Annotated in this window: 14 protein-coding genes and 1 pseudogene; 8 read left to right on the top strand and 7 right to left on the bottom strand. The window is 42.8% G+C overall.

Annotated features, from left to right (window positions below; all coding sequences use genetic code 11):
• The coding region (locus tag JZU62_RS00545) for a sugar phosphate nucleotidyltransferase (RefSeq protein ID WP_295010886.1) at positions 1-481 on the bottom strand (481 nt) is incomplete at its 3' end.
• Between the two features lie 111 nt (positions 482-592).
• Here JZU62_RS00545 and asnB point away from each other — a divergent pair.
• Positions 593-2398, top strand: a complete 1806-nt coding sequence (gene asnB, locus JZU62_RS00540; RefSeq protein WP_295010884.1) for an asparagine synthase (glutamine-hydrolyzing) — start codon at positions 593-595, stop codon at positions 2396-2398.
• A 2-nt stretch (positions 2399-2400) separates the two neighbouring features.
• Here the strand turns inward: asnB and JZU62_RS00535 are convergent, their stop codons facing one another.
• The 4 genes from JZU62_RS00535 to dcd all read right to left on the bottom strand — a co-directional run bounded on the left by JZU62_RS00535 (position 2401) and on the right by dcd (position 4354).
• Positions 2401-2895, bottom strand: coding sequence for a GAF domain-containing protein (locus JZU62_RS00535; RefSeq protein ID WP_295010882.1), 495 nt, complete (start codon positions 2893-2895; stop codon positions 2401-2403).
• The gene (locus JZU62_RS00530; protein ID WP_295010880.1) at positions 2892-3329 is read right to left on the bottom strand and encodes a GAF domain-containing protein; all 438 of its coding nucleotides are present in this window, start codon (positions 3327-3329) and stop codon (positions 2892-2894) included. Before JZU62_RS00530 ends, JZU62_RS00535 begins: the two co-directional genes overlap by 4 nt.
• Positions 3330-3514: 185 nt before the next feature.
• Complete coding sequence (locus JZU62_RS00525) at positions 3515-3751, bottom strand: DUF465 domain-containing protein (protein WP_295010878.1); 237 nt, start codon at positions 3749-3751, stop codon at positions 3515-3517.
• Between the two features lie 42 nt (positions 3752-3793).
• Positions 3794-4354 (bottom strand): dCTP deaminase, encoded by a 561-nt coding sequence (gene dcd, locus JZU62_RS00520; protein ID WP_015654670.1) that lies wholly within the window; start codon positions 4352-4354, stop codon positions 3794-3796.
• Positions 4355-4426: 72 nt separating this feature from the next.
• Here dcd and accB point away from each other — a divergent pair, with 72 nt between their 5' ends.
• The 3 genes from accB (at position 4427) to JZU62_RS00505 (ending at position 8469) form a co-directional block, all read left to right on the top strand.
• Complete coding sequence (accB, locus tag JZU62_RS00515; protein WP_295010876.1) at positions 4427-4873, top strand: acetyl-CoA carboxylase biotin carboxyl carrier protein; 447 nt, start codon at positions 4427-4429, stop codon at positions 4871-4873.
• A gap of 3 nt (positions 4874-4876) precedes the next feature.
• Positions 4877-6217: an acetyl-CoA carboxylase biotin carboxylase subunit gene (locus JZU62_RS00510; RefSeq protein WP_295010874.1), complete on the top strand. Its 1341-nt coding sequence runs from the start codon at positions 4877-4879 to the stop codon at positions 6215-6217.
• A 131-nt stretch (positions 6218-6348) separates the two neighbouring features.
• Positions 6349-8469: a methyl-accepting chemotaxis protein gene (locus JZU62_RS00505; RefSeq protein WP_295010872.1), complete on the top strand. Its 2121-nt coding sequence runs from the start codon at positions 6349-6351 to the stop codon at positions 8467-8469.
• Positions 8470-8489: 20 nt separating this feature from the next.
• On the opposite strand, the gene JZU62_RS00500 is transcribed toward JZU62_RS00505, so the two are convergent.
• Positions 8490-9323, bottom strand: a complete 834-nt coding sequence (locus tag JZU62_RS00500) for a peptidylprolyl isomerase (RefSeq protein ID WP_295010870.1) — start codon at positions 9321-9323, stop codon at positions 8490-8492.
• 92 nt (positions 9324-9415) lie between these two features.
• Here JZU62_RS00500 and gltX point away from each other — a divergent pair, with 92 nt between their 5' ends.
• Positions 9416-10798: a glutamate--tRNA ligase gene (gene gltX / locus JZU62_RS00495; protein ID WP_295010868.1), complete on the top strand. Its 1383-nt coding sequence runs from the start codon at positions 9416-9418 to the stop codon at positions 10796-10798.
• Here gltX and JZU62_RS00490 read toward each other — a convergent pair.
• Positions 10795-11475 carry an MqnA/MqnD/SBP family protein gene (locus tag JZU62_RS00490; protein WP_295010866.1) on the bottom strand — a complete coding sequence of 227 codons (681 nt, stop codon included), beginning with the start codon at positions 11473-11475 and terminating at the stop codon, positions 10795-10797. The two genes, gltX and JZU62_RS00490, sit on opposite strands and share 4 nt — an antisense overlap.
• A gap of 109 nt (positions 11476-11584) precedes the next feature.
• On the opposite strand from JZU62_RS00490, the gene JZU62_RS00485 reads away from it, so the two are divergent.
• The 3 genes and pseudogenes from JZU62_RS00485 to JZU62_RS00475 form a co-directional block, all read left to right on the top strand.
• On the top strand, positions 11585-11806 hold the full coding sequence (locus JZU62_RS00485; protein ID WP_295010864.1) for a MoaD/ThiS family protein: 222 nt from the start codon (positions 11585-11587) through the stop codon (positions 11804-11806).
• A 2-nt stretch (positions 11807-11808) separates the two neighbouring features.
• Positions 11809-12255: a molybdenum cofactor biosynthesis protein MoaE gene (locus JZU62_RS00480; protein ID WP_295010862.1), complete on the top strand. Its 447-nt coding sequence runs from the start codon at positions 11809-11811 to the stop codon at positions 12253-12255.
• Positions 12252-12547, top strand: a pseudogene (locus JZU62_RS00475) (molybdopterin molybdenumtransferase MoeA); the annotation flags it as partial. The gene JZU62_RS00480 and the pseudogene JZU62_RS00475, both read left to right, overlap by 4 nt.

Below are 12547 nucleotides of genomic sequence, written 5' to 3'. Positions count from 1 at the left end.
GAAATGCTTTAACATCTTCTTCGTTTGCTTCAATGTATCCAAATCCTGTTTCAGGGAATGTTGGTGTGATCCCAAAAGTGACTAAAAAATCTTCTTTAGCAAGTATTTCAGCCCGAGTAAGGATATTCTGATAGGCTACATGATCTTTAATGAGATGATCCGATGGTGTAACGAGCACTATATCATCATGATCCAGTGCCATACAGGCTAAAGCGATCGCTGGGGCGGTATTACGTCCGATCGGCTCTAAAATATAATCCGTATTGGTTGGGTTGATTTCTTCAAGTTGATCGAGTGCAAGAAAATATTGTTCAGAATTGGAAACAATAATTTGTTTATTACATACAGTATTATTTCGTTCAACAGTGAGTTGAAATAGTGATTTATTTTCAAAAAGTTTAACAAACTGTTTGGGCATTAAAGTGCGGCTGATTGGCCAAAGACGTGTACCGTTTCCGCCACAAAGAATAATGTTGGTCATGTAACTCCAGTATGTAAATGCAGACAAAGAACTCTTATTTTATCAAATAAACGGTTAAAACTTTTTTATGTTAGGGTATTGTGGCGTATAATTGCGAAAAAAAGGGTTCTTGTGTGTGGAGTATTTGGAATTATCGGTGATTATAGCCCACATAAAGCGCGAGAAGCCCTCCAACTACTCTCTCACAGAGGACGCGATCATTGCGGTATCATTGAGCGAAAAAATCTTTTTTTAGCCCATCAGCGTCTCTCGATAACCGATGCACACATGCGTTCCCATCAGCCGATGTCTCGCGGTTCAATTTTCATCAGTTTTAATGGCGAGATTTACAACTATACAGCACTGCGTGAACAGCTTAGCCCTCAGAATTGGGAAACGCATAGTGATACCGAAGTCATTTTGGCTGCGTATGAGCGGTGGGGGATCGAATGTGTAAAGCATCTTGAGGGGATGTTTGCATTTGCCCTTATTGACGGAGAAAAATGTTATCTCGTACGAGATCGATTTGGGAAAAAGCCCCTCTTTTACCATCAGAGCAAAGAAGCGTTTGTCTTCGCCTCAGAGATTAAAGCAATCAAACCGTTTTTATCTTCGGTAAATATGAATAGTGAAGCGCTTCATTCTTACCTCTCCTTTTTAGCACCAGCTCCGCCCCATACGTTTTATGAGGGGATTGAAAAATTAGAAAGCGGTGAGTGGCTTTGTTTTAAAGAGGGCACTATCACTAAACACCGTTACTATCATACTCTCAATACATGTTCTTCAACGATAATGGAGAATAATGAAGCTTTGCAGAAGATCGAAAAAGAGCTTCACCGCTCTGTTTCGATGCGGCTTGATACCGAAGCACCGATAGCGGCACTCCTCTCGGGCGGTTTGGACAGTGCGATGATCTGTGCGATAGCTTCAGCACAGGGGAAAAAACTTCCCGTTTTTACCCTCGGATACGATGAATACGGTGCGTATGACGAGAGAGAAAATGCCGCAATAACTGCAAAATATTTAGGGCTGGAACACACCGAAGTGATCATTAGCCAAAACGATTTCGACACTCATTTGGATGAGCTGTTGACCCACATGGATGAACCTCTCAATGATCCCGCCGCGTTCCCCTTGTATCTGTTGATGAAAAAAATCAGTGCAGAGGGGTATAAAGTCATCCTTAGCGGTGAAGGTTCGGATGAGCTTTTTTTAGGATACCGTCAGTATTTTGAGTATCTCGACATCGAAAAAGCCTCATCTCTTCACCACAAAAACTGGCTCAAAAAATATTTTCATAGCCATTTTTCGATGAACCGTGAATGGGAATGGTACAAACGGGCGTTTGACGAGACACTGTTGTTTCGCACCTCGGGGGAGAAATTTACCGACTTACAACAAAACAAACTCTTTCGTCGTAATGTTCGAGATAATGAATCACTCCGATTTTTACAGAAATATCGAGACGAATTTGAACAAAGCACCCACAGCGATCCGAGCCTATGGTACAGCGTGATAGATCTAAAACTCTTTGTTGGAGAGCATTTTCTTACTAAGCTTGATCGGGTTTCGATGGCGCATACGCTCGAAGCGCGAACGCCGTTTTTGGATCATACTCTCGCTGAAACGGTACTCTCTGTTGATCCCGCGCTTCGCATCGGTGGCGGAGAGACTAAAACACTTCTAAAACAAATCGCCCGAAACTATCTCAGCGATGAGATCATAGACCGTCGTAAAAAAGGGTTTGCTAACCCTTACATGGAGTGGTTGATTGCTTCTGGACGGTTAGAACTGATTCGGGAAGTGAATGATAAAACGGGGCTTTTTTATCCCGAAGTGATTGAAGAATATCTCGATTTAGCACGTCGAGGAAAATTTAAACAACATGTCTGGGGACTCTATGTTCTCAGCCACTGGATAAAGCGGGAATTATTGTAACCCTATTTTTTTTCCATGAGTAGTGCTAACTCTAGCGTACCACTGATATAGTTGGCAAAAAAGCTCATGATCCCCTCATCTTTTTCATCAAAATCGCCGTGGTATTTGTTGAGAAGTTGAATCACGCCGATTACCTCTTGGCGAGAACTAAAGATAGGAATGGCGAGGATATTGCGAGTCACAAAACCGCTTTTTTCATCGATTTTGGCTAAAAATCGGCTATCTTCATAGGGGTTATTCACAAGTTGAGCTGTTTTTTTCTGAACGGTATCGCCGACGATCCCCGAATTAATTCCAATAGCGATCCGTCCGATTCCATCGCTTAGTTTTGTCCATAACATTTCTCCTTCGGTATCGACCATAAAAATAGAACATCGTTCGGCATTCACTATCGCTTTTGCTTCCTCTGAGATGCTAGGAAGAGCATCTTCAAGACGATCCAATGCTGTTAACCTCTTACCAAAATCAGCAATCCGTTTATAGATTTCTAAACTCATTCTGTTCCCTTGTTTAGTAATGATGCCCCATCGTCAAATAACATAGCAAGTTCCAAATAACCACTGATATAATGGGCAAAAAAGATCATAAATTTTGCGTCTTCGGAGGAAAAACCTTCCGGTTTATTTAAAAGTTGAAAGACACCAATGATATGACGTTTAGAGTCAAAGATAGGTATAGAAGCAATATTTTCAGTCACAAAGCCGGTTTTATTGTCAATCGTATGTAAAAAACGCTCATCATCATACGGGTTATTAACTAAAATAGGTTTTCCTTCTCTGACCGTGCTCCCAACTATTCCATCATCCACATGAACCATGATTTTCTCAATTCCATCGGCTAATCTGGTCCATAACATTTGAATTTTAGGATTGTAAATAAAGATTGAGCAACGCTCCGCACCACTTACTTCTTTGGCATACTCGGAGATCATAGGAAGACCCTCCGAAAGGGTTGGGCGTTTGAGCAACGCTCGTCCGAAATCGGCTAAAGCAGTATACGAAGTTTTCATGCGAACCTCAGGGGCGTAAAATCATAAAAAATAATCGTATCCATTTAAAGCTAAAAAGTAAATTTAGGGAGAAGAAAAGCTCCCCATTACAGGGAGAAGAAGATAAATTAGAGTGTGTGCTCTTTTTTGTATGCGATGATCATTGAGTATGCTTCGTCTTTAAGCAACAATTTCTCTTTTTTGAGTTTTTCAAGTTCAAGGTCAGTCATTGGAACTTCACCATTTTCAGCTTTTGTGATTTGGTTGTCAAGATCGTTGTGGCGATCAAAAATTTTCAAAAAGTGGGCATTTGCCGCATCATTTTGTTTCATATGGGTGATAACATCGCGGTATTCGTGCAACATTTAGTGTCCTTGCGTGGAAATTTATCGGAATTATAGCACTACTTAATTTAAAATCCGTGGAAGGGTGATTCCCTCTTGTCCTTGATACTTGCCGCTCTTATCTTTATAAGAGGTTTCACACATCTCATCCCCTTGTAAAAAGAGCACTTGAGCGATCCCTTCGTTAGCATAAATTTTAGCGGGAAGAGGGGTCGTGTTAGAGATTTCGATGGTGATATGACCTTCAAATTCCGGTTCAAATGGCGTGACGTTAACGATGATACCGCAACGTGCGTATGTCGATTTACCCAGACAAATCGCTAATACATCGCGAGGAATTTTAAAATACTCCACCGTACGTGCCAATGCGAATGAGTTAGGCGGGACAATGCAAACGTCACCCGTGAAATCGACAACATTCATATCATCAAAGTGTTTTGGATCGACAACGGTCGAATTTAGATTGGTAAAAATCTTAAATTCATTCGTCACACGAATATCGTAACCGTACGAACTAAGCCCGTAACTGACGACTCCAACCCCAACTTGATCTTCGCAAAATGGGGATATCATCCCCTCATTTAATGCCTTTTCTCGTATCCATCCGTCGCTTTTAAGACCCATCTTCAATCCATTGTTAATTTTATTTGTGGTAGTATAACACATCTATTACCGTACTTTTAGGAGCATTTTCCGATGGATATGAAACAAATTAAAGCCCTTATGCAAGAGTTTGACGCGAGTACTCTTGCAAAATTAAAAATTACGCAAGACGCTTTTTCGATTGAACTTGAAAAAAATATCGGTGTGGTTGCCGCACCTATGATGGCTGCGCCTGTAGCGGTTGCCGCACCTATGATGGCTGTACCTGCAGCGACTGAATCAGTAGCGGTTGTTCACACAGGCGATATGATCGTTTCTCCTATGGTTGGGACATTTTATGCTTCCCCATCACCTGATTCAGCTCCGTTTGTTAAAGTGGGCGATCGTGTTAAAAAAGGGCAAGTGATTGCTGTTTTGGAAGCGATGAAAATCATGAATGAGCTTGAAGCAGAATTTGATTGTGAAATACTCAACGTATTGGTTTCTGATGCTCAATCGGTTGAATACGATATGGCACTTTTTGCGGTTAAGAAGCTCTAAGTCATGGCGGAAATCAAACGTATTTTAGTGGCGAACCGTGGTGAAATCGCCCTTCGCGCTATCCGAACGATCAAAGAGATGGGTAAAGAAGCGGTAGCGGTTTATTCGACTGCCGATAAAGATGCTTCGTATCTGAAACTAGCCGATGCAGCTATCTGTATCGGTGCGGCTCCAAGCTCACAAAGTTACCTTAATATCCCTGCCATTATCGCCGCGTGTGAAATCAGCGGATGTGATGCGGTATTTCCAGGGTATGGATTTTTGTCTGAAAATCAACATTTTGTTGAGATTTGTACTCATCATGGAATTAAATTTATCGGGCCTACCCCTGAAGTTATGGTGATGATGTCCGATAAATCCAAAGCAAAAGATGTCATGATCGCCGCAGGTGTTCCGGTAGTTCCGGGTTCAGATGGTGCGATCAAAGATATCGCCGAAGCCAAAGTACGCGCTGCACAGGTCGGTTATCCGATTATCCTCAAAGCGGCAGCTGGCGGCGGTGGACGCGGAATGCGCGTCGTTGAAGATGAGAGTTATGTCGAAAATGCTTTTTTAGCGGCAGAAGCGGAAGCAATCGGTGCATTTGGTGACGGTACGATTTACATGGAAAAATTCATTAAAAATCCTCGCCATATTGAAGTTCAGGTGATCGCGGATTCTCATGGAAATGTATTGCATATCGGTGAGCGTGACTGTTCTATGCAGCGTCGTCATCAAAAACTGATCGAAGAGTCCCCTGCGGTAGCATTGACCCCTGAAATTCGTGCCGCATTGCACGAGTCAGCGGTTCGTGCAACTAAATATATCAAATACGAGGGTGCAGGAACTTTTGAGTATCTTCTCGATGCCGATAAAAATTTCTATTTTATGGAGATGAATACTCGTCTTCAAGTTGAGCATACTGTTTCTGAGATGGTGAGCGGTTTAGATTTGATCGAGATGATGATTCGTGTTGCAGAGGGCGAAGCATTGCCTGCGCAAGATAGCGTTGTTCTCACCGGTCACTCAATTGAATGTCGTATTACGGCAGAAGATCCGATCAAATTTTTACCAAGTCCGGGAAAAATTACCCAATGGATCGCACCTGGTGGACGTAACGTTCGTATCGATACTCATGCCCATTCTGGCTATATCGTACCCTCTACATATGATTCTATGATCGGAAAATTGATCGTTTACGGAACAGATCGTAACGATGCAATTGCGCGGATGCACCGTGCACTGAGCGAATTTACGATTACAGGGATTCGAACTACAATCCCTTTTCACATGAAAATGATGCAAAATCCTGATTTCATCAACAATAACTTCGATACAAAGTACCTCGAAAATTACAACGGCTAGATGCCGCTGTAATTCTTTTTTTTTAGCTCAATTTAAATAAACTCTTAGTGAATTATTACTATACTTAATATAGCTATGATAATAGCGTGTTCTGCTCTGGAATGCAGAAAAAAGGAGATGAGTTGAATAACATGTCGATTGCGCAAAAAGTACAAATTCCCTTAATTGCATCTATTCTGATAGGATTTATCATTGTTTTGATCAATTATTGGCTTTCTGTAGAGAAAATTCGTGAAGATATCTATTTGAGTCAATCCAAAGAGATGAAAACTGTTTTTGAAGAGGCGATTGAAGCAAAAAATAGTGTTGGTATTACAAATGCCATTGGTATTTCAAAAAATAGCGCTGTTGTGAATGGACTCACAAGTGGTGATCGAGAAGCGACACTGAAAAGTCTTAAATCACTTTCAAGCGAATTCAAAGAGAATACCAAGTTTGGCAATATCAAAATTCACGTCCACGATAAGGATGTTCACAGCTTTTTACGTGTTTGGAAACCGGAAAAATTCGGTGATGATTTGAGTGGTTTTCGTAAAAGTATCCTAAAAGTAAAAGAGACACAAAAACCACTTGTAGCTATCGAAGTTGGAGTTGCTGGTCTCGAGTTACGGGGAATTGCTCCGATTATTGTAGGCGGCTCATATGCAGGATCGGTTGAGTTTATGCAAGGTCTTAACTCTATTATAAAAGATATGAGACAGAACTTTGGAGCAGAGGTTATTATCGCCCTTGACAACCATTATTTAGAAAATGCAAAAGAACTGAGCGATGCTCCTAAAATCGGTAAAGAGTTTACTCTTGCAGTAAAAGAAGATACTGTAGATAAAGGGTTTCTATCTGAATTGCGCAAGAATGAGTTTAATCCCAAAAAAGGTTCATTTACGACAGACAACTACTATGTAGAACCGATAGTAATTAAAGATTTTTCAGGAGAAGCCGTAGGATATGCGTTTTCAGCCAAAAAATTGGAAGTGGTAGAAACCTTGATCAATCAGTCTGAAAATTCATTGTTACGTCAAGTTATTATTATGACTGTTTTGGATGTAGTTATTTTAGTCTTATTAATAGTGATCGTCCGACGTGCGGTAACCGAACCGATTGAGAATCTTGATCGCATAGCACAAGAGCTTGCAAGCGGTGATGCTGATATGAGCAAACGGCTCCAAGTATCATCTAATGATGAGATTGGCAAAGCAGCCATAAGTTTTAATATCTTTATTGAAAAAGTTCAAAAAATTGCCTCATTAGCGGAAGATCGCGCACAAGAGGCGATGGGCGCCAAGGGCAAATCTGAAGAGCAAATAGAAAAAAATAAGATGTCATTAACCTTAGCTGATTTGATGATTCATGGATCCATTCATAATGCCGGTAATCTTCGCAATTCACTTGAAAGTAGTATTAAAAATTTGATAGATGTTAATACGCTGAATTCGGATACGGGTCATGTTGTGGACACTGTTAGTGATCAGACGGATGCGATTATCGGCAGTATGTCTAAAATTACGGATATGATCAACGATTCCCGTTCCAACTCTGAACAGCTTAATCACAATGTGAGTGAGATTTCAAACGTCATTACGTTGATTAAGGATATTTCAGATCAAACCAACTTGCTAGCACTTAATGCAGCTATTGAAGCAGCACGTGCAGGGGAACACGGGCGTGGGTTTGCCGTAGTTGCCGATGAAGTTCGTAAACTCGCTGAACGTACCCAGAAAGCGACGAGTGAAGTTGAAGCGAATATTAGTGTTTTGAAACAAAATTCGATCGGGATGTTGGAGAACAGCGAGCGAGTTGAAGAGTATGCTCATGATTCAGCTCAAAAACTTGATCAGTTTAAAACAGTCATGGCAAAACTGATTCAGAATGTTGATAAGATTAAAGAGGACAGTCGGTCGATCAGCTATGAAATATTTACTAATATGGCAAAGATTGACCATATGATTTTCAAAAATAATGCGTATGCAGAAGGTTTTAAAGGGAAAGTGGGTGCAGAGTTTAGCGATCACCACGGATGTGCGCTCGGTAAATGGTATGAGTCAGGCGATGGAAAAACAGCATTTTCTTCCAGTCCTTCGTATTCACGCTTACTCGAACCACACAAAAAAGTACATGACGAGATTAAAAAAGCGGTCCATTTGATAGGTGATGATCCGATTCATAATTCAAAAGCAATAGCAGTATGTTTTGAAAATGCAGAAAAAGCAAGTATAGAATTATTCGAAATTCTCAATGAGATGGTGGCTTCGTAAGCCACTTTCTCTCTTTAAACTTATGGAAGACGTAAAATTTTGATATCTGCACTGAGTCGAAGTCTTGTAAAGTAATCGTTCAAGACTTGATTCCGTTTTTCTCCTAAAATGGCATTTGCGATTTGAGGACGTACCGCATCAACATTTTCAGTAACTACATTGATTTTATCCCGCATATAAAAAGACATAAATCCATTCTGACCATTGGGGAGGATAGCACTAAAGCTCCCCTCAGGGATTTTATTGAGGAGTTGGGCTAACTGAGGATTAATTTTTCCAAAAGGGATGTTTTCCTCTTTGGTTTGAATATTCTCAACGTGGCGCATCGGATCACCGATTTGTATCGCAAGAGCCTCTCGTGAAGCTGAAATATAGGTAGTGACATCAAAACTCTCAGGGCGTGAGAACTCATCCAAATGGAGTTGATAATACTCATTTTCTTCTTCCGCACTCGGTTGACCCATTTTTGAAAAGGCAATAGCAGAGTAAAGTTTTTGTCCTTTAATACTCTCTTCTACTTTGGCTTTGAGATCTTTTTCGCTCAAACCGCGTACGGTTTGCATTGCATTTAAAAACTGCTCCATAGAGAGGTTGTTTTGAGCTGCCATTCGTCCAAGTTCTTCATTGATCTCGTGCGAACTGACCGTAATCTTTTTTTCGCTTGCTTCGAGTTGTTCGAGCTTTTTACGGATAAGATTATCGGCACTTTGAGTAGCACTGGCACCGCTTTGTTTTATCTCTTGTTGCACTTCAAAGAGAGTGATAGGGGTGTTTTTGACGAGAACTGCTACCCCGCCGATGGGAGTACTCCATAAAAAGGTGGCGAGTAAAGTCGAAAGGGTGAGAGAACGCATTGATGCTCCTATGCAAAAGTTTCCTATTTTACCCGCTTTTAACATAGCCTTAACTAAAATTGCGCAATTGCATCCAATAAAGGATTTTACACATGGTAGTAACCAGATTTGCCCCAAGCCCGACGGGATATTTACACATCGGTGGATTGCGTACCGCCCTTCTTAGTTACCTTTGGGCGCGCCGCAACAACGGAAAGTTTTTACTCCGTATTGAAGATACCGATTTCAGTCGTAACGATGAAGCCGCAGCATTGGCAATCGTGGAAGCGTTTAAATGGGTCGGGTTGGAACATGATGGGGTAATCGAGTACCAATCGAGCCGTTTGGCAATCTACCAAGAGTATGCGCAAAAACTCCTCGATAGCGGCAAAGCATACAAATGTTACATGAGCCGTGAAGAACTCGATGCTCTTCGCGAAGAGCAGATGGCGCGTAAAGAGAGAGCGAAATACGACAACCGCTACCGCGATTTTACAGGAACACCACCTGAAGGACGCGAAGCGGTTATTCGTATCAAAGCGCCGCTAGAGGGATCGATCACGGTACATGACGGAGTCAAAGGGGATGTTGTGTTCAACGTCGAAGATATTTTGGATGATTTCATTATCGCCCGCGCCGACGGAACGCCGACGTACAACTTTGTGGTAGCTGTGGATGATGCCCTGATGGGGGTAACTGATGTTATTCGAGGTGATGATCACCTCTCCAATACCCCAAAACAGATCGTGGTTTATAACGCACTCGGCTTTGCAATACCGCGCTTTTTCCATGTTCCGATGATCCACAACCATGAGGGGAAAAAGCTCTCAAAACGTGACGGTGCAACCGATGTGATGATGTATAAAGAGATGGGATACACTCCTGAAGCATTGCTCAATTTCCTTGTCCGTTTAGGATGGAGTCACGGCGATCAGGAAATTTTCTCAATGGCGGAGATGTTGGAAATGTTCGATCCGAGCGACATCAACCGCTCCGCATCGGTTTACAACGTCGAGAAACTCGATTGGCTCAACAGCCACTACATCAAAAATATGTCCAACGACAAACTGTGCGATCTTCTGGAGTTTCACGGGGTGATGCTCGTAAGCCATGATAAGCGGGAAATCTTGCTGGATGCGCTCAAAGAACGTGCCAAAACATTGGTCGAGATGGCAACGCTTATCAATGAAATTTTGGTACGTCCTGCGCTCTTTGATGAAGCGGCACTTAAAAAAGGGTACAAAGAAGATAGCAAAGCGATTCTGGAAGCTTTTGCCGAAGCTCTTAAAAACGGCACAGAGCTTCATCTCCCGAGTGATTATCATCATGTAATGGAAGTGGTTGTTGCGCAGTTGGAGATCGGTTTCGGAAAAATCGGTCAGCCGTTACGTGTCGCACTGATGGGGAAACTCTCAGGACCGGGACTTGATACCGTTATGGCGATTATCGGAGTCGATGAGACGTTAGCACGGATTGATGCGCTTATAAAGCACTAATATCTAATCTTTCCGAGGGAGGGATTTAATCCCCTCTTTTTCGCCTCTCTCACAAACCGTTTATATCCTCTCTCTTCTTTCACACCCACCTTATAACTGATAAACTTTAGATAATGGATAATTTGTGCAGGGCTGAGGTTGCTTTTGCGAGATGCTTCCATCAGTATGTAATAGGGAATTTTCACTTTTTTAGAAACAAATGCGCGGCTGAGACGGCAAAGCTCGTCGCTGTGATGATGGGTGCAGAGGAGGGCAAAGACGAACGGAAGTCGTGTGCGCTCATACCAAAGCCCCCCCAGATCGATATGCTCCCCACCGCTGTAATAGTATCGAAGAGCTTTATCTCCGATCAATACCTCTCCGTGAACATCTAAAATCTGAGCGAGGAGATTAGAGGTTGCGGAATCGGCGTCGGCTTTGTCGGCATTGGGGAGAGAGAGGACGCTTAGCACTTCACGCTGAGCGACGATCCCGACTCCGAAGTGTCTGCAATTTTTGGCGGTGATGCTCGAGATAAATGCCGCATCGATCCGACGCATGGCAAACTCGCGATTGAGTGCCGAGGGGACACCTTTGTGATAATGGAGGCTTTGGTGAAATCGGGTGCTTCGGGCGTAGCGTTTGATAAAAACGTGAAAGGGGAGGAGATTTATAAAATCAATTTTTCCGAAAATCACACGTTCTCCCTCATACATAAGAGTCGTATTATACTTAACCCAAAGTAAATAAGGGAGGGTTAGGGCTCTTTTGCTATAATCTCACCTATATGAATATGAGGATATCGCGATGGTAACCGTAGAATTTTTAGGGCCGATTCAAAAGGCTGCGTTGACGTTGGAAGCAGTATCGTTGCGTGATGTTGCTAATGTATTAAAAGAAGATCACGAGATGGCGCAGTGGTTAGAGAATTGTGCTGTAGCGGTGAATGATACACTGGTGGCATCTTTGGATACACCACTCAAAGATGGGGATAAAGTATCGCTTCTCCCTCCGGTATGTGGCGGATGAGTATGTTGGAACTCTATGAGGGGGCATTGAACGTCCCTCAAATCATCACCCGTTGGTATTCCGAGGAAGCGGAGTATAACTACGGTGCCTATATCCCTTTTATAGGAACGGTACGGGAGGAAGACGCTATTGAGGGGCTGAGTTTCGATGTGTATGAGCCGATTTTGTTCAGTTGGTTTGACGCATGGCAAGCTAAAGCCGAGGCTCTTGGGGCAAAGCTCAAAATGGCGCATAGCCGAGGTGATGTACTGGTGCATGAAAGCTCCTATATCGCGGCGGTATTTTCTCCGAAGCGGCGTGTGGCGCTTGAGATGATCGAGCAGTTTGTTGAAGATTTCAAAGCCTCGGCTCCGATCTGGAAATACGACCTGAAAAACGGTGAGCGCCTTTATGCGCGTGATCGCTCTACCGCGATTGCAGGGGCAGGGATTCTGGGAGGTAAGCAATGATTTCGTATGAGACTTCCCAAAATATGATCTCTCTTCTGAGCATCGGCACTGTGCGAAGCGAGCGGATTTTTATCTCCTCTGCACTGGGACGGTTTTTGGCCGAAGATATTGTGGCGGATGGCGACTATCCTCTCCACCCAACGTCGGCAATGGACGGTTATGCGATCCTTCACAGTGATTTGGGTGTGTATGAGTCACTTGAAATTTTGGGTGATAACCCTGCCGGAGCCGACGAAATCGGCGGCGTGATGAGCGGGGCGTGTATCAAAACCTTTACCGGTTCATTGATGCC

Source organism: Sulfuricurvum sp., assembly GCF_019163035.1.
Classification (GTDB): Bacteria; Campylobacterota; Campylobacteria; order Campylobacterales; family Sulfurimonadaceae; genus Sulfuricurvum.
Note: the sequence above shows the minus strand (reverse complement) of the source record. Positions and strands in the feature narration are given on the sequence as shown.

Coding starts and splice junctions, on each gene's coding strand:
- JZU62_RS00535 (WP_295010882.1), bottom strand. CDS start 2,895: ATGAGTTTAGAAATCTATAAACGGATTGCTGATTTTGGTAAGAGGTTA.
- JZU62_RS00530 (WP_295010880.1), bottom strand. CDS start 3,329: ATGATCTCCGAGTATGCCAAAGAAGTAAGTGGTGCGGAGCGTTGCTCA.
- JZU62_RS00525 (WP_295010878.1), bottom strand. CDS start 3,751: ATGTTGCACGAATACCGCGATGTTATCACCCATATGAAACAAAATGAT.
- dcd (WP_015654670.1), bottom strand. CDS start 4,354: ATGGGTCTTAAAAGCGACGGATGGATACGAGAAAAGGCATTAAATGAG.
- accB (WP_295010876.1), top strand. CDS start 4,427: ATGGATATGAAACAAATTAAAGCCCTTATGCAAGAGTTTGACGCGAGT.
- JZU62_RS00510 (WP_295010874.1), top strand. CDS start 4,877: ATGGCGGAAATCAAACGTATTTTAGTGGCGAACCGTGGTGAAATCGCC.
- JZU62_RS00505 (WP_295010872.1), top strand. CDS start 6,349: ATGTCGATTGCGCAAAAAGTACAAATTCCCTTAATTGCATCTATTCTG.
- JZU62_RS00500 (WP_295010870.1), bottom strand. CDS start 9,323: ATGCGTTCTCTCACCCTTTCGACTTTACTCGCCACCTTTTTATGGAGT.
- gltX (WP_295010868.1), top strand. CDS start 9,416: ATGGTAGTAACCAGATTTGCCCCAAGCCCGACGGGATATTTACACATC.
- JZU62_RS00485 (WP_295010864.1), top strand. CDS start 11,585: ATGGTAACCGTAGAATTTTTAGGGCCGATTCAAAAGGCTGCGTTGACG.
- JZU62_RS00480 (WP_295010862.1), top strand. CDS start 11,809: ATGTTGGAACTCTATGAGGGGGCATTGAACGTCCCTCAAATCATCACC.